Here is a 20494-nt window from a genome sequence, read left to right on the forward strand (position 1 = left end):
TCATCAGTCACCGTCGTTGGCGTTGAAGCCCAGTTGGATGCCCAGCGCCTTGGCCAGTTCGCCTTCGTGCAGGCGGTGGACGACGTTGAGGCTGTCGTAGATATCGTTGAGTTGCTGGCGACCGGCGTCATCGCCGAGCATTTCGGTCAGCGAGCGCTGGTTGCTGGCGAACAGTTTCAGGGACGCAGCGTAAGCGGCGTCGATCTTGTCGGCCAGGGGTTTTTGTTCGTTCGGCAACAGACCGCGCAGGCCTTTGTTGTCGACACCGACCCAAACGGTTTGCGCCGCAGCCAGGCTGGCTTCCAGACCTTGCAGCGAGGACTTGCTGCGCCAGGCATCGGCCTGGAACGGCTGAGGAATGCCCTTGCTCTGACGGCCCATCGGCGTGCCGAGTTTTTTCTTCAGGGAGTCCAGCGCGGTGACTTGCACGCGCAGCAGGTCCGCGATCGCTTCGTGGGAGTCGGCGTAGCGCGGGTTGGGGAATTTGCTCATCTGCGCGAGCATGCCGTCATTGGTGTTCCAGCGCGACAGGATCTCTTCGGCCAATTGCTTCTGACGCTCGCCAATGGCGCTCAGCAGCGGGCAGTACTTGGCTTTCTGGGCGCTGTCGGCCATGTCGATCTTGCTGTCGAACAAGATGTATTCGTAGGCCGACAGGCCCTGAACCACCACGCTCGATTTGGTCAGGGCGGCGGCATCGATCTGCGGCTGCGCGGTGACCAGTTGCTCGACCTGACGGCCCACGAGGTTTTTCTTGTCCGGCCAGAACTGCACCTGCCACGAACGGTTGCCCTCGGCCAGCGGGCCGATCAGCAGCGGTTGCAACTCGGCCCAGGCTTTCTGCGCGTGCAGGAAATCGGCACGGGCGGTGTCGAGGTTTTCCTTGCCTTCGCAGAAGGCCAGGGCGCTGACCGCCAGTTGACGGTCGGCTTCTACCCAGCGGCTGTACGTCGGCAGGATCACTTGCTTGGCGATGGCCGCCGAAGTAACGGCCTGCTGATCCTGAGGTGAACAGGCGCCCAAGGCTAGCGCGGCAAGGCTGGTGAACAACAATTTGGGACGGAACATGTCGGGCTCCCGCAATGGAATACGTATTAAAGGGAATTCAAAAACGCCAGTAACGCAGCGCGCTGCTCGGCATTGAAAGACAAAACCTGTTGCTGCGCCGCTTTGGCTTCGCCGCCATGCCAGAGCACGGCTTCGAGCAGATTGCGTGCGCGGCCATCGTGCAAAAACTGGGTGTGGCCACTGACCGCCTGCGTCAAGCCGATTCCCCACAACGGCGGGGTGCGCCAGTCGCGGCCACTGGCCTGGAATTCGGTACGGTTGTCGGCCAGACCGTCGCCCATGTCGTGCAGCAGCAGATCGCTGTAAGGGCGAATCACTTGATCGGCCAGTTCAGGTTCGGCGGCGTTGGCGGCGGTGGTGTATTTCGGGGTATGACAGGACTGGCACCCGGCCTGGAAAAACAGATTCTTGCCGGCCAGCACATCGGGCGCGCCAACATCGCGGCGGGACGGTACGGCGAGATTACGGCTGTAGAACAGCACCAGACGCAGGATGTTATCGCTGACTTCCGGCTCGCCATCCGGGCCATTGCCATTGCGCGCCTGCTTGCAAGCGGCTTGCGTGTCGGTGCAATCATCAACGGGTCTCAGGCTTGTGGTGAGGCCCATGTCACCGGAAAACGCGTGGACATTTTGTTGATTGAGGTTCGGTTGTCCGGCCTTCCAGCCAAATCGCCCGAGGACGGTTTTTTGCTGCGTGTCATCCCAGACCCGGTTCGGGCGTCCGGCGATGCCGTTTTTGTCTTTTGCCTGAGCTTGTGCATTGGCCAGGATCGCCTCGTCGGGGATCGCTTCCAGCAGACCCAAGCCAATCATCGGCGGTGCGACACGCGCCGAGAAACGGGTATCAGGGTGCATCGGACCGTAGCCGAGTTGGGTGATCTGCAACGTCGGCTTGCGCAACTCGACTTCGGTGTCGTCCTTGAAACGAATCGGAACGGGCGCGTAATCGACACGCACTTTGCCTTCCGGGACGACACCGGGTACGGCCATGTCCTGGAATTGTCCGCCGTAGACGGGCTCCGGGACGACACCGAGCTGCTCGATGACGTTGGCATACGCCGGCGCATCGGGAATTGACAGGCGCACCAGCATCGACACGGCGTTCTGCGCATCAGGCGTGGGCGGATGCCCGCGGCCGTCCTTGATGTGGCAGTTCTGGCAGGCGTTGGTGTTGAACAATGGGCCGATACCATCCCTGGCGGTGGTGGTCGATGGGGCGATCACCCAGGGACTGCGGAAGAAGCTGTTGCCGACGCTGAAGTCCACGCGCCGTGACGGTGGCAGATTGGCGGACGGCAGGGAAAACGAGTTCTGATCGGTCTTGCGCACGGTCGCGCTGCCACCGGACCGGGCTTCACCGGGTTCGGCTTGGGTGAAGCGCGGGGCGTCATCGCAGGCACTAAGGCCCAAGGCCAGCAACAGTGCGGACAAGCGAAGAGGCAGCGAGGGCATCAGACATCCTGCAACACGAGCAAAACAAGGGCGCAAAGTCTAACAGGGCAGGGGGGATTGAATAAGAGGAATTATCGTTCGCTTGATGTGGGGCAACTGATCGGCGACCGGCAGCAAAAAGGCGACCCGAAGGTCGCCTTGTTCATTCAGGCAATGCTGATCAGAACTCGTGATCAGCGTTGTCCGGGTTCAGGTCGCTGATGCCCAGTTTGCCGGCGGCCGCTTCGATCGAACCAGTCTGTTTGACCAGAGAAGCGATAGCGTCACGAACGATCTGATTACCAGCAGTGTTGCCGGCAGCGATCAGCTGGTCGTAGTGCTCACCCTTGTTGGCGTGATCGACGATAACCTGCATCTTCGCTTCGGTCGCAGCCAGGTCGGCTTTCAGCGCGGTGTCGGCCGCCGGGTCGGCTTTGGCCACCAGGGATGACAGGCTGGCGCCGGTCATTTTGGTGCCGTCGACGCGGGTGTACTCGCCCAGGTACACATTACGAATGCCTTTGGCATCGTAGAACTGCGAGTTGTGGGTGTTGTCGCTGAAGCAGTCGTGTTCGTCTTCCGGGGAGTTGGCTTCCAGGGAAACCTTCATGCGCTCGCCCGCCAGTTCGCCCAGGGACAGGCTGCCCATGCCGAACAACATTTTGCGCAGGCCGCTTTCGGCAGGCTCGGCTTCCAGGGTGGCGCGGTAGTTGTCGGCCACGTTCGGCTTCCAGTTACCGACCATTTCTTCCAGGTCGCTGACCAGCAGTTGGGTCACGGACTTCAGGTAGGCGCGACGACGATCGTTATGACCGCCGGTTGCGCCTTTGCCTTCCAGGTAGTCGGAAGCTGGACGGTTGCCGGCGCCAGGGCCGGTACCGTTCAGGTCCTGGCCCCAGAGCAGGAATTCGATGGCGTGGTAGCCGGTGGCAACGTTGGCCTCGGAACCACCCAGCTCGTTCAGGCTGGCGAGTTTTGCCGGGGTGATGTCTTTCACGTCGACCTTGTCTTCGCCGACCTGAACTTGAGTGTTGGCGATGATATTGGCAGTGGCGCCCGGGTTACCCAGTGCGTGCTCGTAGGATTTGTCGACGTAGTCGATCAGGCCTTCGTCCAGTGGCCAGGCGTTCACCTGACCTTCCCAGTCGTCGATGATGGTGTTTCCGAAGCGGAACACTTCGCTCTGCAGGTAAGGAACGCGAGCAGCAACCCAGGCAGCCTTGGCGGCTTTCAAGGTGTCGGCGTTCGGCTTGGCGAGGAAGGCGTCGACGGCGGTTTGCAGGGTCTTCGCAGTAGATTCGGCATCGCTGTAAACGGCGAAGACGATGTCGGCGTAATGCGCGACAACGGCTTTGGCGGCTGCTTCGTCGACTTTACCGGCAGCGGCAGGTGCAGCGGCCGGGGCTGAGGTGCTGGCCGCCGGAGTCGGCGCCTGCGCAGCGACAGCTTTGTCTTTGCCTTCGCCACAACCGGCGAGGGAAATAGCGATGGCCAACAGACTGGCGGTAGCCAGAGGCATACGAATCATGGCGAACATCCTGCTTCGAGAGGTGGAATGGCGCAGCAAGCGCGCAAAGCTGCGACATAATGCAAATCTTTCGCATTATGTGTAAAGGGTTGTACCTGGAAATATTTCTTATTCACGAAACGGTTGCGCTGGATCAACGGTCCACACGCAACCGATCTTTCAGAGGATGGCCGCATTACTGCGCTGAGCCTGTTTCAGATACGCGCTCAATTCCCGCGCCGGCAGCGGCTTGCTGTAGAGATAGCCCTGACCTTCGTGACAGCCTTCAGAGATGATGTAGGCCTCTTGCTCGGCGGTTTCCACGCCTTCGGCAATCACCTGCATGCCCAGGCTCTTGCCCAACTGGATGATGGCCCGAACGATGGTCGCATCGTCGTCGTCATCGAGCAGGTCCTGAACGAAGCTCTTGTCGATCTTGATCTTGTCCAGCGGCAGGCTTTTCAGATAGCTCAATGACGAGTATCCGGTGCCGAAGTCGTCGATCGCGATCAGCGCGCCGGAGCGACGCAGGCTCAGCAGGTGCTGGGCAGCCGTGCTGATGTCTTCCATCAGGCCGGTTTCGGTGACTTCCAGCTCCAGGCTGCGCGGTGGCAGGCGGTACATCTGCAGCAGGTTGTTGACCACCCGTGGCAACTCGGCGTGGTGCAGTTGCACCGTGGACAGATTCACCGCCATGCGCAGGTCGACGAAACCCTGGTCATGCCAGTCGCGCAATTGCTTGCACGCCTGATCCAGCACCCATTCACCGATGGCGATGATGGTGCCGTTCTGCTCGGCCAGGGGGATGAACAAGTCTGGCGGAACCAGCCCGTGCTCGGGATGCTGCCAGCGAATCAGTGCCTCGACACCCACCACCCGGTGATCGCGATAGCTGATCTGCGGCTGGTAGACGAGGTAGAACTGGCTACGAACCAAGGCGTCGCGCAGGTCTTTTTCCAGCTCGCGACGGCGGCGCATCTCGGTGTCGACGCTGGCGATATAGAACTGATAACGGTTGCGTGAGCGAGTCTTGGCCAGGGTCATGGTCTGCTCGGCTTTTTGCAGCAGTTTTTCGGTGCTGTCACCGTCCTCGGGGAACAGGGTGATGCCGATGGTGGCGCGCAGGCGAATCTCTTGATGATCGAGGGCGAACGTCGCTTCCAGGTCATCAAGAATGCTTTGGGCCAGTTCGGCTGCTTCGTAGGGTTGTTCGATATCGGCCTGAACCAGGGCGAACTGGTCGCCGCCAAGGCGGGCGAGGGCGCAGAGGCGTCCGCTGTGAGCTCGCAGGCGATCAGCGAGGGCCAGCAGCAGTTGGTCACCGGTCTGGTAGCTGAATTGTTCGTTGATGCCCTTGAAGTCGTCCAGGCCGACCACCAATATCGCGACCCTACGTTGCAACTTGCCGGCGTCTACCAGGATTTTGTCCAGTTGCTGCTGCAATTGCTGGCGGTTGGGCAGACCGGTGAGGAAGTCGTACTGGGCCATGCGAAGCAAGCTGTTTTCCGCTTCGTGGCGCAAATGGGTGTTGCGCTCGATGGACGCGAGCAATTGGTTGGCGGTGTTGATCCAGATCCCCAGTTCGTTCTTTTCATGCCCCTTGAGCAGCGGGATTTTGTGTTCGCTGGGGCGATCCGGATTGATTTCCGTAAGGTGCTCGATGATTCGCGACAGCGGTTTGGTCAGCAGCCAGTGATAGACCAGGTACAACACCAGCCCCATGGCCAGGGCGCGCAACACGCCGGATATGAAGATGATCACCGAACTGACGATGAAACCCTGGCCATAGGTGGCGGTGTCGAGAGTGATGCTCAGGTCTCCGTAATACTCGCTGTAAGGGCCGCGACCCACCAGTTGGGTGGTGAAGGTGCGTTCCTTGCCGAGGATCAGGTCGGTCAGCCAGCGACTGCCGGAATGCTGCAACTCGCGAGACTTTTGCGCGAGCATGGTTTCGTTGGGATGGCCAATGGAAGCCTTGCGGACAGCGTCGTCTTGAAACAGGCCTTCGATAACCTGCATGCCCATTTCGCGGTCCAGGCTGTAGACGGCCTGTGTCGAGGGGTCGCGGAACATGTCGAGGATGCGTTGGGCATCGCTGGCCACGGCCTGGCGTGTTTTATAGGCATCGAAAACGATCTGCGCGCAGCTCAAGACCACGCCGACGATCAATGCCGACAGGAGCACGACCCGGAGCAACTTCACCGACAAGCTGTTCTTGAGTTCCAGCTTCAAAGAGTCTTTCCTTGTTCCGTGCGGGTAGCGTCAAGTTGCCATGAGTATTGGCAATCCGGTGATGTCAGTCAAAGGGGCAATCAATCACATAGGGTTTTGCCTGTAGCTTGGCCGAAATGCTGTCGTTTGGAGTATTTGCGCTATTTGTACTGTGTCGGTTGTTGAGTCCTTCAACTTGAGGGGGATTTGGACATATTTTCTGTTTGGTTGATGTTAGACGGCTGTGGCACTGGGGCAAGGGGCTCAACGCTGGTTTCATCGTGGGAAATTGCCCTGGTTTCTGCGGATGCACCCTGTGTACATATCCATTCCTGCGGTAACGGCCACTAATGGTTTCGCCCTTACGGCAACTCCCTTTGGCAAACGCCCCAAAGGAAGCAAAGGTCTCGCCCCGAGCGTCCGGCCCCTCGCCTAGGCTCGGCGTTCCTTCGTTCCGGTATTCATCTGGGGGCATCGCCTCCGGTTGGCTTCGCTTCAACCTCCTCTCGATGTGTTCGACTTCGTCGAACGGCGCTGCGCGCCTGCCCCCCAGATGAACACCTCCACTCAGCCTCCCGAAGGGGCGGGTGGATCAAGATCAAGAGCTGCAGGCGAGCTAACGCTCGGCCTGTTGAGTGGTGAGAAGCGAAAGGCGTACCCGCTCCCACAGGTTCTGCTTTTGTGTTTATTGAACTGTAAAAACGCCAGACCTTTCCCACACAGTTTTCAGGTTGCCTGTCGGACGCGGGGTCAATAACCTTTTGGCTGTCGCTGAAAATCAGCGATCGGGAGTGAGATCCCCGACTAAGCAATTGGAAACCAGCGCTAGGCCCTCCATAATTGCCGCCAGCTCCAGGCTGTCAGCAATTGTTTTATGGCGGCTGTGTGCGGGCGGACTTCGGTCCGGCCGGGTTCCTTTTGCCGGTGATCTCACCCTGCACATAGCTGCCACCTCTTCTTCGAGTGAGATCGGGAATCGATGGCTCCAAACTCAAAAGGAAATGTAAGTGGATAAGTTAATCCCCGATCCCCCCTTCAACACCACCAAACCCTACAGTCCCAACACTATGTTCATGATCGTCCCGGACATGGATACCGAATCCCTCCTGGCCCACGCCTGTGAGTCATTGGCTTCAGCCAACGTCATGGCCAGTGATCTCGCCACCTACCTGACCGGCTCCCAGCGCAGTACGGCGCTGGCCATCGCGCAGATCGTCATGTTGGCGGACTTGGCCGTGAATCGGGCGTTGGATATCGTCGACCCGCAACAATAGGCGTTGCGATGAAGACGGCCTGACAGGCAACACATTTCCAGCGCCCATAAAAAAACCCGGCAAAAGCCGGGTTTTTTTGACTGGCGTCGATCTTAAGCGGTGAAGGTTTTGCCTTCGAACTGCTCAGCCACGAATTTCCAGTTGACCAGGTTCCAGAACGCTTCGACGTATTTCGGACGAAGGTTGCGGTAGTCGATGTAGTAAGCGTGTTCCCAGACGTCGCAGGTCAGCAGCGGGGTGTCGCCGCTGGTCAGCGGGTTGCCGGCGCCGATGGTGCTGGCCAGGGCCAGGGAACCGTCAGCCTTTTTCACCAGCCAGCCCCAACCGGAACCGAAGGTACCGATGGAGGTTTTGCTGAATTCTTCTTTGAACTTGTCGAACGAACCGAAGGAAGCATTGATGGCTTCAGCCAGCGCGCCGGTTGGTTGACCACCGGCGTTTGGCGCCAGGCAGTTCCAGTAGAAAGTGTGGTTCCAGACCTGAGCGGCGTTGTTGAAGATGCCGCCCGAGGAAGACTTGACGATTTCTTCCAGAGTCTTGCCTTCGAACTCGGTGCCTGGCACCAGGTTGTTCAGGTTCACGACATAGGTGTTGTGGTGCTTGTCGTGGTGGTATTCCAGCGTTTCCTTGGAAATGTGCGGCTGCAGGGCATCGTGTGCGTAAGGCAGCGGCGGCAATTCGAAAGCCATGATGATTCTCCTAATCAGGTCAGTTGCGGTGAGCGCAAGGCCGATCACGGGCGGCCAGACAAGCGCCGGGGAGTTTGTACTCTTTGCGGCGCCGGGTTCGGATCATAGCACCGGGGGTGCGGCATAACCACGCAACAACTGTGTGGAATAGAGGTTCCAGAGCCTTTTGGAATAATCAGCCAGCGATTAATTGAAAGGCCACTGCAAACATCATCACCGCTACCAACAGATCGAGAATCCGCCAGGTGCTTGGCCGGGCCAGCCATGGCGCCAACCATGCGGCGCCTAATGCCAAGGTGAAAAACCACAACAACGACGCACTCGCGGCTCCCACCACATAAGCGCCGGGCTCTGTTTGTTGTGCGCCGAGGGAGCCGATCAGCAGCACCGTATCCAAATAAACGTGCGGGTTGAGCAAGGTCACGGCCAGCGCGCTGAGCATTACCGCTCGCAGCGAACGCACGGTCTGGTTTTCACCTTGTTGCAGGCTCTGTTTCGAGCAGGCCCGACGCAACGCCAAGCTGCCATACCAAATCAGAAACGCCGCGCCACCCCAACGGGCGAATGCCAGCAACGTCGGGTTCTGCGCCAGCACCGTCGCCAGGCCGAATACCCCGGCGGCCACCAGCAAGGCATCGCAGGTCACGCAGAGTGCCGCCACGGGCAGGTGATGTTCGCGCCTAAGACTCTGAGCCAACACAAACGCATTTTGAGTACCGATCGCCATGATCAGCCCCGCGGCCACCAACAGGCCGTTCACATAACTTTGCCACATAAGATGTTTACTCCGCGTTGGCCGCCAGATCCCGCAGCACGTGCAGGGCGCGTTCGGCATCGGCCTGGCCGACGAATAAATGGTCGTGGTAATAGCCGGCAATCACGTTGCAACTGATGCCGGCCTGGCCTAATGCCGTGGCGAACGCGGCGGTCAGGCCGACGGCTTCGAGGGCCGAGTGCACGTTCAAGGTGATCCAGGCCGCGACGTAGTCGAAACTGAAGCCGGCCTTCTCGGCGTGGGAACGTTCCAGAATCACGGTCAGACCTTCCTGCTCGCGAAAGCTGCCGACTATTTCAAGGCCTGCTGGCAACTTGCCGTCGCGCAGGGTGCAGAACACGTATTCGCCGACGTTAAGTTGCGGGCTCATGCTGCGCAGCAGGGTTGCCAATGAAGTTTCGCCAGCCATGTCGATGATCCTTGTTCAAGAGTTCTTGCTGGCCATTCTCCGGTGCAACGCTGTATAAGAAAAACCAATCATGCTGATCGCTCATTAGGAAAACTGATGTTCGACTATAAATTGCTTTCTGCCTTGGCTGCGGTGGTTGAGCAGGCCGGGTTCGAACGTGCTGCGCAGGTGCTGGGTTTATCTCAGTCGGCGATCTCTCAGCGCATCAAATTGCTCGAGGCGCGGGTCGGTCAACCGGTGCTGGTGCGGGTTACACCGCCGGCCCCGACCGAAATCGGCCGACGATTGCTCAACCATGTGCAGCAGGTGCGTTTGCTTGAACGGGACTTGCAAACCCTGGTGCCGGCACTCGACGAAGAAGGCCTGCCGGAACGCCTACGCATCGCTCTGAATGCCGACAGCCTCGCCACGTGGTGGGCCGTGGCGGTCGGGGATTTTTGCGCGCAGCAGCATCTGCTGCTTGATCTGGTGGTCGAAGATCAGACCGTCGGCCTCAAACGCATGCGCGCCGGTGAAGTCGCGGCGTGTGTCTGCGCCAGTGAGCGACCGGTGGCCGGCGCGCGAAGCGTTTTGCTGGGGGCCATGCGCTACCGTGCGTTGGCCAGTCCGGCGTTCATTGCCCGGCATTTTCCTGAAGGTGTGCGCGCCGATCAGTTGTCGAAAACGCCAGCGCTGGTCTTTGGCCCGGACGATTTCCTACAGCATCGCTACCTCGCGTCCCTCGGCGTCGATGGCGGATTCGAACACCATCTATGCCCCTCGTCCGAAGGCTTCATCCGCCTCACAGAAGCGGGACTCGGTTGGGGCCTGGTGCCTGAACTGCAGGTGCGCGAGCAACTAGAGCGCGGCGTATTGGTGGAGCTTTTGCCAGATAAGCCGATCGATGTGCCGCTGTACTGGCATCATTGGCGCAATGGCGGTCAGTTGCTGGGGTTACTGACCGATCAGTTGGTGCGCTCGTCAAAGCAATGGCTGGTGCCGTTGGAGTGATGGGCAGCGTCAAGACCTCTCGCAATACGCAAAACGAAATATTCGGAGCAATTCATGAAGATTCTGGTCACCGGCGCAAGCGGCTTCATCGGCGGGCGCTTTGCGCGTTTCGCCCTGGAGCAAGGCCTGGACGTGCGGGTCAACGGTCGCCGGGCCGAAAGTGTGGAGCATCTGGTGCGCCGTGGCGCCGAGTTCATCCAGGGAGACTTGAGCGACCCGGAACTGGCGCGCGACCTGTGCACAGACGTCGAAGCCGTGGTGCATTGCGCCGGCTCGGTCGGCTTGTGGGGGCGTTATCAGGACTTTCATCAAGGCAACGTGCAGGTCACGGAAAACGTGGTCGAGGCTTGCTTGAAACAGCGGGTTCGGCGACTGGTGCACTTGTCGTCGCCGTCGATTTACTTTGATGGTCGCGATCACCTGGGCCTGACCGAAGAACAGGTGCCCAAGCGCTTCAAGCATCCCTACGCCGCCACTAAATACCTGGCCGAGCAAAAGGTCTTCGGCGCTCAGGAGTTCGGCCTCGAAACCCTGGCCCTGCGCCCGCGTTTTGTGACGGGGGCCGGCGACATGAGCATCTTCCCGAGATTGCTGAAAATGCAGCGCAAGGGACGGCTTGCCATTATCGGCAACGGCCTGAACAAGGTCGATTTCACCAGCGTGCAGAACCTCAATGAAGCGTTGCTCAGCAGTTTGCTGGCCAGCGGTTCGGCCTTGGGCAAGGCCTACAACATTAGCAACGGCACGCCGGTTCCGCTGTGGGACGTGGTCAATTACGTGATGCGCAAGATGGAAGTCCCACAGGTCACCCGCTACCGTTCCTACGGTTTGGCCTACACCGTGGCGGCGCTCAACGAGGGGGTGTGCAAGGTGTGGCCGGGTCGTCCCGAACCGACCCTGTCGCGCCTGGGCATGCAGGTCATGAACAAAAATTTCACCCTGGACATCAGCCGCGCCCAGCATTATCTGGACTACGATCCCAAAGTCAGTCTCTGGACCGCCCTTGATGAATTCTGCGGCTGGTGGAAGGCTCAGGACATTCGCTGACACCCAAGCACCCACCGCAACACTGAACCGAGTTCGGAGATGACGGTCAATCGATGCGGCAGTGGGGGTTATACTGCGCCGCATCAAGCCATCACCGCGTTCCACAAAGGTTGACTCAATGTCCATGCGTAACGATGCCAACGACGACTTCGACGATGTACCAAGCCTGCGTGCCAAAAGCCTCGACGACGATGATTTTCCGACCACCGCTCGCACCTCCGTACATTCGCGGACCGCGCCAGTAGTCAACGTCAAAAGCGCGAGCACCGGCCCGCTGTGGGCATTGGTGGGTGCCTTGTTCTTTGCTTTTGCAGGTCTTGCCTGGTGGAGCTTTCAGCAGCTCTCGCTGATGGAACAGCAATTGGTGGCGACCCAGGAAAGTTTCGCGCGTATCAGTGAGGATGCGGCGGGGCGCTTGCAGGACATTTCCGGCAAGGTTGTAGCCAGCCAGACCAACGTCAGCAGCGACAGCGAAGCCTTGAAGCTGCAAATTAAGCAGCTGGAAAGCAAACTTCAGGATCAGAGCAAACAACAGCAAGGCGTTGCCGGCCAGACTTCGGAGCTGGACAAGCGCCTGGCGCAGATGACCGCTCAGACCACCGAGCTGGACCAACGCTTGGCACAGATGACCGCTCAGACCACTGAGCAACAGACCGCCACCATTCAATTGCAGGCTCAGGTCAAAGTCTTGAACAGTGACGTGGCCGTGCTGAAAACCGCGCCGGCGGACACAGACAAATTCGACGCACAGCTGAAAAGCCTCGGCGCCGACATCGTCGCGCTGAAGAAGCAAGGCAACCCGAGCGCTGCCATCGAGCGTCTGGAGCAGGAAGTCATTGTGCTCAAAAGCGAACAGGACAATCGCCCGGCCCCTGCCCAAGGGGCGACCAACACCGCCGAATTCGACGCCTTCCGTGGTCAGGTCACCCGCAACATCAACACCCTTCAAGCGCAGATCCAGAATCTGCAGCAGCAGCTCCGCGCTCGGGGGCAATAGTCCCTATTCCGAATACCGTGGCGAGGATTGATCGTTCCCACGCTGTGGGAGCGATCGATCGCAGAGATCAGCGGACTTTGTCTTCCCGCCCACGCAACACCCTATTCGGCATCGCAATCGCTGCCGCCAGCCCCAGCAGCGACACCGCCGCGCTGACCATCAACAAATGCCGGAAGGTCAGCAGCAGTTCGGCGCGCAAGGCGTTCTGCGCATCCCCCGGCGCAGCGTTCAAGCCGTCGAGCAGCACATTTCCCGAGCTGCCCTCGGCAATCATCGAAGAGCCTGCCAAGTGGGCGAAATCTGAGTCCTGCAACAACGCCAGCAGCAGTGCTGACATCAATGCCACACCCACCGCGCCTCCCGACGAGCGGCCATGAGGTTGGGGGTGACCTCAGGGGCCCGCGCCAATGATGGCGATTTGAGTTTTCAGCGTTTTCATTGTTTTCAAGACTCGCAAGCGCCACGCGCCCATAGCCGGTGAATTATTTTTATGGATCGAGTGCTTGCATTTTTCCCCTGCGAGTCTGTCAATTGAAGGGGAAAACTGAGCCGATACCTGTACATTCTGCCAATCGGTGCGATTATCGCCCGCCTACCCCGAGGCCTGGATTGAAGTGATGAACAAGCCTGACCTACCTTCGATTCCAGTGTTCAAGCTCTATGGTGAAAGCCTGGATTGGCCGACCCCGGACTTGCTGCACTGTGAAACCATTTCCAAACGCAGCCGCGAACATCAGTGGGAAATCAAACCGCACCGCCACGCCGATTTATGCCAGTTGCTCTTCGTATTCAAAGGTCAGGCAGAGCTTGAAATCGAAGGCAAACATACGCAACTGACCGAGCCGGCGATCCTGGTTTTGCCGCCGTTATCGGTGCATGGCTATCGGTTTTCCGAGGACGTCGAAGGGTTTGTGGTGACCCTTGCCGCGCCGCTGGTCGCCCATCTTCAGGCGCAACTGGGCAATGCTGTGAACGCCTTGGCGCAGGCCGAAAGTTATCCGGCGGGCAATGAAGGCGAATACCTCAACAGTCTGTTTTCAGCGCTGCAAGACGAATACACCGGCCACCAACCGGCTCGCGAAATGCTCATGCATTCGCTGGTCAGCGTGATCATGGTGTGGGTCAGCCGCCAGGTGATTTCCCGCCGCAACGCCAGCCAGCGTCCGCAGCGTGCCCGGGAATACCTCAACGGTTTTATCCAACTGGTGGAAGAGACCTATCGCCAACACGTCAAGGTCGAGGACCTGGCCCACCGGCTGGGGATTTCCGTGTCCCACCTCAACGGCACCTGCCGTGAGCTGGCGGGACAACCGGCGTTGCAGATCATGCACGAGCGTCAGTTGCTGGAGGCCAAGCGCTTGCTGACCTACACCAGCATGACCATTTATGAGATGTCCGACGTGTTGGGGTTCTCTGATCCGACCAACTTCACGCGCCTGTTCCGACGTAGAGTGGGGATCTCGCCCAAGGCATTTCGTGACCGTTTGAAAGCCGATCAGGACAACGAGGCCTGATCCCCTTCGTCACTTGAGGGCGTTGAGGGTCGCATTGTGGGGAATGCAGCGCTCGAGGTTGCAGCTCGCGTATTCACGGGGCTGCTGTCGCAACTGCTCGACGCGCCAGGCTGCGGTGCCATACAGCGCGAGCGTGGCCGCGCAGGTGATGAAAATGGCGAGGTATCTTCTTGTTTTGATGTTCATGGCGTTGACCTCTGAACGAATACCCTTTGGTACTACTTTCAGCATAGGTCAGCGCCAGTGAGTTGTGTAGGAGCTGGCGAAGCCTGCGATCTTTTGATCTTAAAGCCCCACATCCCACGCCGGCTCTTCCGGAAATCTGAGCACCAGAAAATCCAGCATGCTGCGCAACGCCGCCGGCATGTGTTTGCGTGAGGCATACACCGCGTAAACGTTCATTTGCCGGGGTTCAGCATGGGGCAGCAGGCGGATCAGTTCGCCGCTGTGGATATGCACGCCGGCCTGATAATTGGGGAGCATCGCCACCCCGGCGCCGGCCATCGCCGCGCGCAACAGTGTGCTGGCTTCGTTGGCGCTGATGTTGCCCTGCACCGGCACTGACACCTGCTCACCGTCCTCCTCGAAATGCCAGAGGCTTTTGCCGAAGTAGGAGTGAGTCAGGCAATTGTGCCGGCTCAGGTCCTCGACCCGCAGTGGTGTCGGGTGCTCGAGCAAATAAGCGGGGGAGGCGCAGATCACTGAGCGGCAGACCGTCAGCCGCCGCGCGATCAGGTTCGGGTCCAAGTCGTTGCTGGTGCGAATCGCCAGATCAATGCGCTCATCCACCAGGTTCACCGTGCGATCGAGCATCTGCAGGTCGATGCTGACGCCGGGGTAACGTTTGACGTAAGCGGCCATGGCATCCGCCAGTTGTGCCTGACCGAACGAAGTGCTGACGCTGATCCGCAGCAGGCCGCGCGGCGCATCGTCCGGCTCGCTGACGGCGGCTTGCATGTCCGTGGACAGGTCGAGCATCTGCCGACAACGGGGCAGGACTTCACTGCCGGCGGCGGTCAGGCTCAATTTGCGCGTAGTGCGGTGCATCAGGCGTGCGCCGACCCAATCCTCCAGCTCCGCCAAATAGCGCGAAACCACTGGCCGTGACAGGTCCAGATGATCGGCGGCGGCCGACTGGCTGCCGAGGTCAACCACCGTGACGAACACCCGCATTGCTTGTAGACGATCCATCATTTGCCCACTTTCAGAAACAAACTATGTTGCAGCATCGCATTTTTTGTACTGAGTCATGCAACTAAGCTCTGTCCCATCGCCAAGCATGGCATTCGGACAACGGAGCAACAGATGATCGGCTTCACCTCGATTAAACGTATTTTGCTGGCCACCGCCACCCTCGGTTTCGCCGCCCACGCAGCGGCGGCATCGACCCTGACCCTGGATGTCTACAATCCGGGCGACAAGGCGATCTTCCCGGTGACCTCGGTGTTGGTCAGCGGCGAGAAAGACGCGATTTTGGTAGATGCACAATTCGGCAAAACCCAGGCCAAGCAAGTGGTCGAAAAAATCCGCGCCAGCGGCAAGCAACTGACCACCATCTACATCAGCCACGGCGACCCGGATTACTACTTCGGCCTCGACACCCTGACCGCCGCATTCCCCAAAGCCAAAGTGCTCGCCTCGCAGCCGACCGTGGATCACATCAAAAAAACCGTCGACGGTAAACTGGCGTTCTGGGGGCCGAAAATGGGCACCGACGTACCGGCCAAAACCATCGTGCCGGATGTACTCAAGGGCGACAGCCTGATGCTCGAAGGGCAGAAACTGCAGGTGGTGGGTCTGGACGGCAAGCAACCGGATCGCACCTTTGTCTGGATCCCTTCGATCAAGGCCGTGGTCGGTGGCGTCGTCGTCGCAGAAAACATTCACGTGTGGATGGCCGACACCCAGACGCCGCAATCCCATGCCGATTGGCTGACGACGCTGCACGCCATCGAAACCTTGAAGCCTACAACCATCGTGCCGGGTCATTACCTGGGCGAGAGCGCTCGTTCGCTGGCCGCTGTGCAGTTCACCGCCGATTACATCAAGGCTTTTGACGAAGAAACCGCCAAGGCAAAAGACGCCGCCGCGCTGATCGCCGCGATGAAAAAACGCTACCCGACGCTGGGTGAAGAAAGCTCCCTGGAACTGAGCGCCAAAGTCGCCAAGGGCGAGATGAAGTGGTAACCCGCTGTACCTGATCGTTCCCACGCTCTGCGTGGGAATACCTCAACGGACGATCCGCGTTCGGCTGTTGATGGGACGCGGAGCGTCCCGGGAAGCTTTACCACGCGGAGCGTGGGAACGATCAACGGGAACTTGCCTGCTCCACCAACCACCCCATCAGTTCCCTCAATTTCGGCGAAGGCCCGGATTTCTCGGGGAAAACCAGGTAATACGCCAACCCTGTTTTCACCTTCAAGTCAAACGGCATGACCAGCCGTCCGGCACTCAAATCATCACCAATCAACGACCAGTCCCCGATCGCCACGCCGGTCCCTTGGGACGCCATCGACATCGCCAGATCCAGTGTTTCGAAATGCTGACCCTTGCCGACATTGCTCAGGCGAATATCAGCCGTTGCCAGCCAGGCCTTCCAGTCTCGTTCATCCCGGGTCGGGTGCAGCAGCATGTGCTGCTCCAGATCCTCCGGCGTCAGCAGCGGCACCGGACCTTCGAGCAACGGCTTGGAACAGACCGGCGTCAGCTGTTCATCAAACAGATGTTGGGACACCAATGAACTGTCCGGCGGTGCGCCGTACATTACCGCTGCATCGAACTGCTCGCGATGAAAGTCCACGCCGTGTTTGACCGTGGTGGTCAATTCCACCGGCACGTCCGGGCGCTCCCTTTGCCACTGCACCAGCCGCGGCAACAGCCAGCGCATGACACACGTTGGGGCTTTGAGTTGCAGGGTTTCGCGCTTCTCGCCGATCTGCTCCACCGCCTCATCGATCAAGCCGAAAATCTGCTGCACCCGTGGCAGCCACTCCCGTCCTTCGGCGGTCAAGTCGAGGCCGCGAGCCTGGCGGATGAACAGTTCATAACCCAGATGTTCTTCCAGCCCGGCGATCTGCCGACTCACCGCACCTTGGGTGATGTACAGCTGTTCGGCAGCCCGGGTGAAGTTGCAGCACTGCGCGGTGATCAGAAAAGTGTGCAGCGCCGGCAGGGGAGGCAATCGTTTCATTGAGATCCAAGGTATGACGTGAGGACATGGCTAGTATGATTTTTTATCCATTGTTGCGGCTACGTGTCGCCCGTTCCAATGAGGCCATCCCTGGACTTGCCCACGCATCATAAACACTGCGCAGGCCCGGCGTCTCAAACGAACAAGAAGGGCAAAGACATGGCGACGTGCGGCGAAGTATTGGTCAAGTTACTCGAAGATTACGGGGTCGAGCAGGTGTTCGGCATTCCCGGGGTTCACACCGTGGAGCTGTATCGCGGACTGGCCCGTTCGAGCATCAACCACGTCACTCCGCGTCACGAACAGGGCGCCGGTTTTATGGCCGACGGTTACGCTCGCACCAGCGGCAAGCCGGGTGTGTGCTTCATTATCACCGGCCCTGGCATGACCAACATCACCACCGCCATGGGTCAGGCCTACGCCGACTCAATCCCGATGCTGGTGATCTCCAGCGTGCAATCGCGCAGCCAGTTGGGCGGCGGTCGCGGCAAGCTCCACGAGCTGCCGAACCAGAGCGCATTGGTCGGCGGCGTGGCGGCGTTCTCCCACACCTTGATGTCGGCGGCGGAATTGCCGGGCGTCCTGGCCCGTGCTTTTGCCCTGTTCCAGGCAGGTCGTCCGCGCCCGGTGCACATTGAAATTCCGTTGGACGTACTGGTAGAAGAGGCCGACGACCTGCTCAGCAGTCTCCCGGTGAACATCGACCGCGCCGGTGCCTCGCCGAGCGCCATCAGCCGCATGACCGCGCTGCTGGCCGGTGCCAAGCGCCCACTGATTCTCGCCGGTGGCGGCGCCATCGATGCGGCGGCCGAGTTGACTGAACTGGCCGAACTGCTGGACGCCCCGGTGGCGCTGACCATCAACGCCAAAGGCATGCTCGAATCCAACCATCCGTTGCTGATCGGCTCGACCCAGAGCCTGGTCGCCACTCGCGCTCTGGTGGCCGAGGCCGACGTGATACTGGCGATCGGCACCGAGCTGGCCGAGACCGATTACGACGTCACCTTCGCCGGCGGTTTCGAGATTCCCGGCGTGCTGCTGCGTGTGGACATCGACCCCGACCAGACTGTGCGTAATTACCCGCCGAAGGTCGCGTTGGTGGCCGACTCGCGCAACGCGGCTCAAGCCTTGCTGAGCGAACTGTCCCATCACTCGCTGGCCGAGCGCCGTAACGATTGGGGTCAAGTCCGTGCCGCACGCTTGCGCGACGAACTGGCCGCCACCTGGGACGCTCCGACCCTGGCCCAGACCCGCTTCCTGGAAACCGTTCTGCACGAATTGCCGGACGCGGTATTCGTCGGCGATTCGACCCAACCGGTGTACACCGGCAACTTGACGTTCAACCCGGAACGTCCGCGTCGCTGGTTCAACTCGTCCACCGGTTACGGCACCCTCGGTTATGCCTTGCCGGCAGCGATCGGCGCCTGGCTCGGCGGCAGCGTTGAAGGTGGCGTGCGTCCTCCGGTTGTTTGTTTGATCGGCGATGGCGGCCTGCAATTTACCTTGCCGGAACTGGCCAGCGCCGTTGAAGCACGCACCCCGGTGATCGTCCTGCTGTGGAATAACCAGGGCTACGAAGAGATCAAGAAATACATGGTCAACCGCGCCATCGAGCCGGTTGGCGTGGACATCTACACCCCGGACTTCATCGGTGTCGCCAAGGCGCTGGGCTGTGCAGCCGAAGCCATCAACGGTGTCGAACAACTGCGCAACGCACTGCGCGCCGCCGCCGATCGCCAGGGTCCGACCCTGATTGAAATCGATCAGACTTCGTGGATGAAGGCGGTGTCGAAATGAGTTTCCGCATGACTTTCCCAACGGCCCTCGACGGCCTGTTCATCGATGGCCAATGGTCGGCCGGCACCGAACATTTACGCGTGATCAACCCGGCGACCGAGGCCCTGTTGACCACCGTTAATGGCGGCGATGAGCGGGCCGTCGATCAAGCCGTCACTGCGGCGACCAACGCCTTCAAGGAGTGGGCGAAAACCACCGGCGCCGAGCGCGGCGCGATTCTGCGCCGAATCGCTGCGGGTGTGCAGGCCGGTCGCGAACAGTTGATGCACTTGCAGTCGAGCAACAATGGCAAACCACTGTTCGAGGCGGCCATTGACGTCGATGACGTGGTCGCCACCTTCGAGTACTACGCAGGTCTGGCCGAAGGTCTGGACGCCAGGCAGGACAGCAATGTCGAGCTGCCAACCGACGATTTCAGCGCTCGTGTGCGCCGCGAACCTTGCGGCGTAGTGGGCCTGATCGTGCCGTGGAACTTCCCGATGGTCACCACCGCCTGGAAACTCGCCCCGGCCCTGGCCGCGGGTTGCTGCGTGGTGCTCAAGCCTTCCGAAGTGACACCGCTGCCAGAACTGGAACTGGCGGCGATCATCGCCGAGGCCGGTCTGCCCAAAGGCGTGTTCAACCTGGTCTGCGGCACTGGCCTGGCCGTCGGCGCGCCGCTGTCGGCCGACCCGCGTATCGCCAAGATTTCCTTCACCGGCAGCAACGCCGTCGGCGTGCAGGTCATGCAACGCGCGGCGGAAACCGTCAAAGGCGTGAGCCTGGAACTGGGCGGTAAATCCTCGCTGTTGGTGCTCAAAGACGCCGACATCGAGCTGGCCGTGGAAGTGGCCTGTGGCGGTGGTTTCTTCAATGCCGGGCAGATGTGTTCGGCCACCAGCCGTGTGCTGGTCGCTGATGAACTGGCGGACGAATTTCTTATTCGTTTGAAGGCCCGCGCCGAAGCCATTCGCGTGGCCGACCCGTTCGATCCAAACGTGGAAATGGGCGCACTGGTCAATCAGGCGCAATACCAGCGTGTGCTCGGCCACATCGATCGCGGTTTGAGTGCTGGCGCCAAGCTGATGTGCGGCGGCAATCGTCCTGAAGACCTGCCGCGCGGCTTTTTTTTGCAGCCGACGATTTTCATCGACGTGCCCCTCGACAGTGCGCTGTGGTGTGAAGAGATCTTCGGGCCAGTGATCTGTGTGCGCAGTTTTGCCACCGAAGCCGAGGCGATTGCCCTGGCCAACGACAGCCAGTTCGGTCTGGTGGCCAGCGTCGTCACTCGCGACGCTGAGGCGGCAGATCGGGTCGCCAACGCTTTGCAGGCGGGGCTTGTGTGGATCAACGCGCCGCAGGTGATCTTCCCGCAGACCGCGTGGGGTGGTTACAAACAGAGCAGCATCGGCCGCGAGTTGGGGCCGTGGGGTTTGCAGGCTTTCCAGGAAATAAAACACGTGATTCGGGCGCTCTGACGGCTCGAAAACAGTCAGTGCATGCCTCTTGATGAGGCATGCACTGACGTCATGGCTTCAATGAATTTTTATCGATAGTCAGGTGTTTTGCACGACCTCAGGATGAACCCGTCGGTGCCGCTCTTGCCCTTTGAAA

The 20494-nt window shown here is 60.0% G+C and carries 18 protein-coding genes and 1 pseudogene; 8 read left to right on the forward strand and 11 right to left on the reverse strand.

What is annotated here, in order from left to right:
* Positions 1 to 3 precede the first annotated feature (3 nt).
* From ACYZTU_RS07260 to ACYZTU_RS07275, 4 genes are all read right to left on the reverse strand, one after another.
* A complete protein-coding gene (locus ACYZTU_RS07260; protein ID WP_461969052.1) occupies positions 4 to 1068 on the reverse strand; it encodes an imelysin family protein in 1065 nt (354 codons plus the stop codon).
* Positions 1069 to 1094: 26 nt separating this feature from the next.
* Positions 1095 to 2522, reverse strand: a complete 1428-nt coding sequence (locus tag ACYZTU_RS07265) for a di-heme oxidoreductase family protein (protein WP_461969054.1) — start codon at positions 2520 to 2522, stop codon at positions 1095 to 1097.
* Positions 2523 to 2682: 160 nt separating this feature from the next.
* Positions 2683 to 4029, reverse strand: a complete 1347-nt coding sequence (locus ACYZTU_RS07270; protein WP_461969056.1) for an imelysin family protein — start codon at positions 4027 to 4029, stop codon at positions 2683 to 2685.
* 159 nt (positions 4030 to 4188) lie between these two features.
* Entirely contained in the window at positions 4189 to 6240 is a 2052-nt protein-coding gene (locus ACYZTU_RS07275) for a putative bifunctional diguanylate cyclase/phosphodiesterase (protein WP_461969058.1), read from the reverse strand.
* 986 nt (positions 6241 to 7226) lie between these two features.
* Between ACYZTU_RS07275 and ACYZTU_RS07280 the strand changes: the two genes are divergently transcribed.
* Positions 7227 to 7493 carry a DUF6124 family protein gene (locus ACYZTU_RS07280; RefSeq protein WP_461969060.1) on the forward strand — a complete coding sequence of 89 codons (267 nt, stop codon included), beginning with the start codon at positions 7227 to 7229 and terminating at the stop codon, positions 7491 to 7493.
* A 92-nt stretch (positions 7494 to 7585) separates the two neighbouring features.
* Here the strand turns inward: ACYZTU_RS07280 and ACYZTU_RS07285 are convergent, their stop codons facing one another.
* The 3 genes from ACYZTU_RS07285 to ACYZTU_RS07295 form a co-directional block, all read right to left on the reverse strand.
* Positions 7586 to 8182, reverse strand: coding sequence for a superoxide dismutase (locus ACYZTU_RS07285; RefSeq protein WP_149419098.1), 597 nt, complete (start codon positions 8180 to 8182; stop codon positions 7586 to 7588).
* A 175-nt stretch (positions 8183 to 8357) separates the two neighbouring features.
* Positions 8358 to 8957 carry a LysE/ArgO family amino acid transporter gene (locus tag ACYZTU_RS07290; protein ID WP_461969062.1) on the reverse strand — a complete coding sequence of 200 codons (600 nt, stop codon included), beginning with the start codon at positions 8955 to 8957 and terminating at the stop codon, positions 8358 to 8360.
* A gap of 7 nt (positions 8958 to 8964) precedes the next feature.
* Positions 8965 to 9366, reverse strand: a complete 402-nt coding sequence (locus ACYZTU_RS07295; protein ID WP_033057513.1) for an ACT domain-containing protein — start codon at positions 9364 to 9366, stop codon at positions 8965 to 8967.
* A 96-nt stretch (positions 9367 to 9462) separates the two neighbouring features.
* Between ACYZTU_RS07295 and ACYZTU_RS07300 the strand changes: the two genes are divergently transcribed.
* The 3 genes from ACYZTU_RS07300 (at position 9463) to ACYZTU_RS07310 (ending at position 12400) form a co-directional block, all read left to right on the forward strand.
* Complete coding sequence (locus ACYZTU_RS07300; RefSeq protein WP_461969064.1) at positions 9463 to 10356, forward strand: LysR family transcriptional regulator ArgP; 894 nt, start codon at positions 9463 to 9465, stop codon at positions 10354 to 10356.
* Positions 10357 to 10410: 54 nt separating this feature from the next.
* Positions 10411 to 11403 (forward strand): NAD-dependent epimerase/dehydratase family protein, encoded by a 993-nt coding sequence (locus tag ACYZTU_RS07305; RefSeq protein ID WP_461969065.1) that lies wholly within the window; start codon positions 10411 to 10413, stop codon positions 11401 to 11403.
* 118 nt (positions 11404 to 11521) lie between these two features.
* Positions 11522 to 12400 (forward strand): ATPase, encoded by an 879-nt coding sequence (locus ACYZTU_RS07310; RefSeq protein WP_461969067.1) that lies wholly within the window; start codon positions 11522 to 11524, stop codon positions 12398 to 12400.
* Positions 12401 to 12467: 67 nt separating this feature from the next.
* Here ACYZTU_RS07310 and ACYZTU_RS07315 read toward each other — a convergent pair.
* Positions 12468 to 12770, reverse strand: a pseudogene (locus ACYZTU_RS07315) (MFS transporter); the annotation flags it as partial.
* A 247-nt stretch (positions 12771 to 13017) separates the two neighbouring features.
* Between ACYZTU_RS07315 and ACYZTU_RS07320 the strand changes: the two are divergent.
* Positions 13018 to 13914 carry a helix-turn-helix domain-containing protein gene (locus tag ACYZTU_RS07320; protein ID WP_461969069.1) on the forward strand — a complete coding sequence of 299 codons (897 nt, stop codon included), beginning with the start codon at positions 13018 to 13020 and terminating at the stop codon, positions 13912 to 13914.
* A gap of 9 nt (positions 13915 to 13923) precedes the next feature.
* Here ACYZTU_RS07320 and ACYZTU_RS07325 read toward each other — a convergent pair whose 3' ends face one another.
* Positions 13924 to 14145, reverse strand: a complete 222-nt coding sequence (locus tag ACYZTU_RS07325; protein WP_461971214.1) for a hypothetical protein — start codon at positions 14143 to 14145, stop codon at positions 13924 to 13926.
* A 54-nt stretch (positions 14146 to 14199) separates the two neighbouring features.
* Complete coding sequence (locus ACYZTU_RS07330; protein ID WP_461969071.1) at positions 14200 to 15105, reverse strand: LysR family transcriptional regulator; 906 nt, start codon at positions 15103 to 15105, stop codon at positions 14200 to 14202.
* A gap of 114 nt (positions 15106 to 15219) precedes the next feature.
* Between ACYZTU_RS07330 and ACYZTU_RS07335 the strand changes: the two genes are divergently transcribed.
* The gene (locus tag ACYZTU_RS07335; protein ID WP_461969073.1) at positions 15220 to 16101 is read left to right on the forward strand and encodes an MBL fold metallo-hydrolase; all 882 of its coding nucleotides are present in this window, start codon (positions 15220 to 15222) and stop codon (positions 16099 to 16101) included.
* Positions 16102 to 16222: 121 nt separating this feature from the next.
* Here the strand turns inward: ACYZTU_RS07335 and ACYZTU_RS07340 are convergent, their stop codons facing one another.
* Positions 16223 to 17104, reverse strand: a complete 882-nt coding sequence (locus ACYZTU_RS07340; protein WP_461969074.1) for a LysR substrate-binding domain-containing protein — start codon at positions 17102 to 17104, stop codon at positions 16223 to 16225.
* Between the two features lie 159 nt (positions 17105 to 17263).
* On the opposite strand from ACYZTU_RS07340, the gene ACYZTU_RS07345 reads away from it, so the two are divergent.
* Both ACYZTU_RS07345 and ACYZTU_RS07350 read left to right on the forward strand, forming a co-directional pair.
* Positions 17264 to 18901, forward strand: a complete 1638-nt coding sequence (locus tag ACYZTU_RS07345) for a 5-guanidino-2-oxopentanoate decarboxylase (protein WP_461969076.1) — start codon at positions 17264 to 17266, stop codon at positions 18899 to 18901.
* 8 nt (positions 18902 to 18909) lie between these two features.
* Entirely contained in the window at positions 18910 to 20358 is a 1449-nt protein-coding gene (locus ACYZTU_RS07350) for an aldehyde dehydrogenase family protein (protein WP_461969078.1), read from the forward strand.
* Positions 20359 to 20494 lie beyond the last annotated feature (136 nt).

The sequence above is a fragment of the Pseudomonas sp. HLT2-19-2 genome (assembly GCF_054898005.1).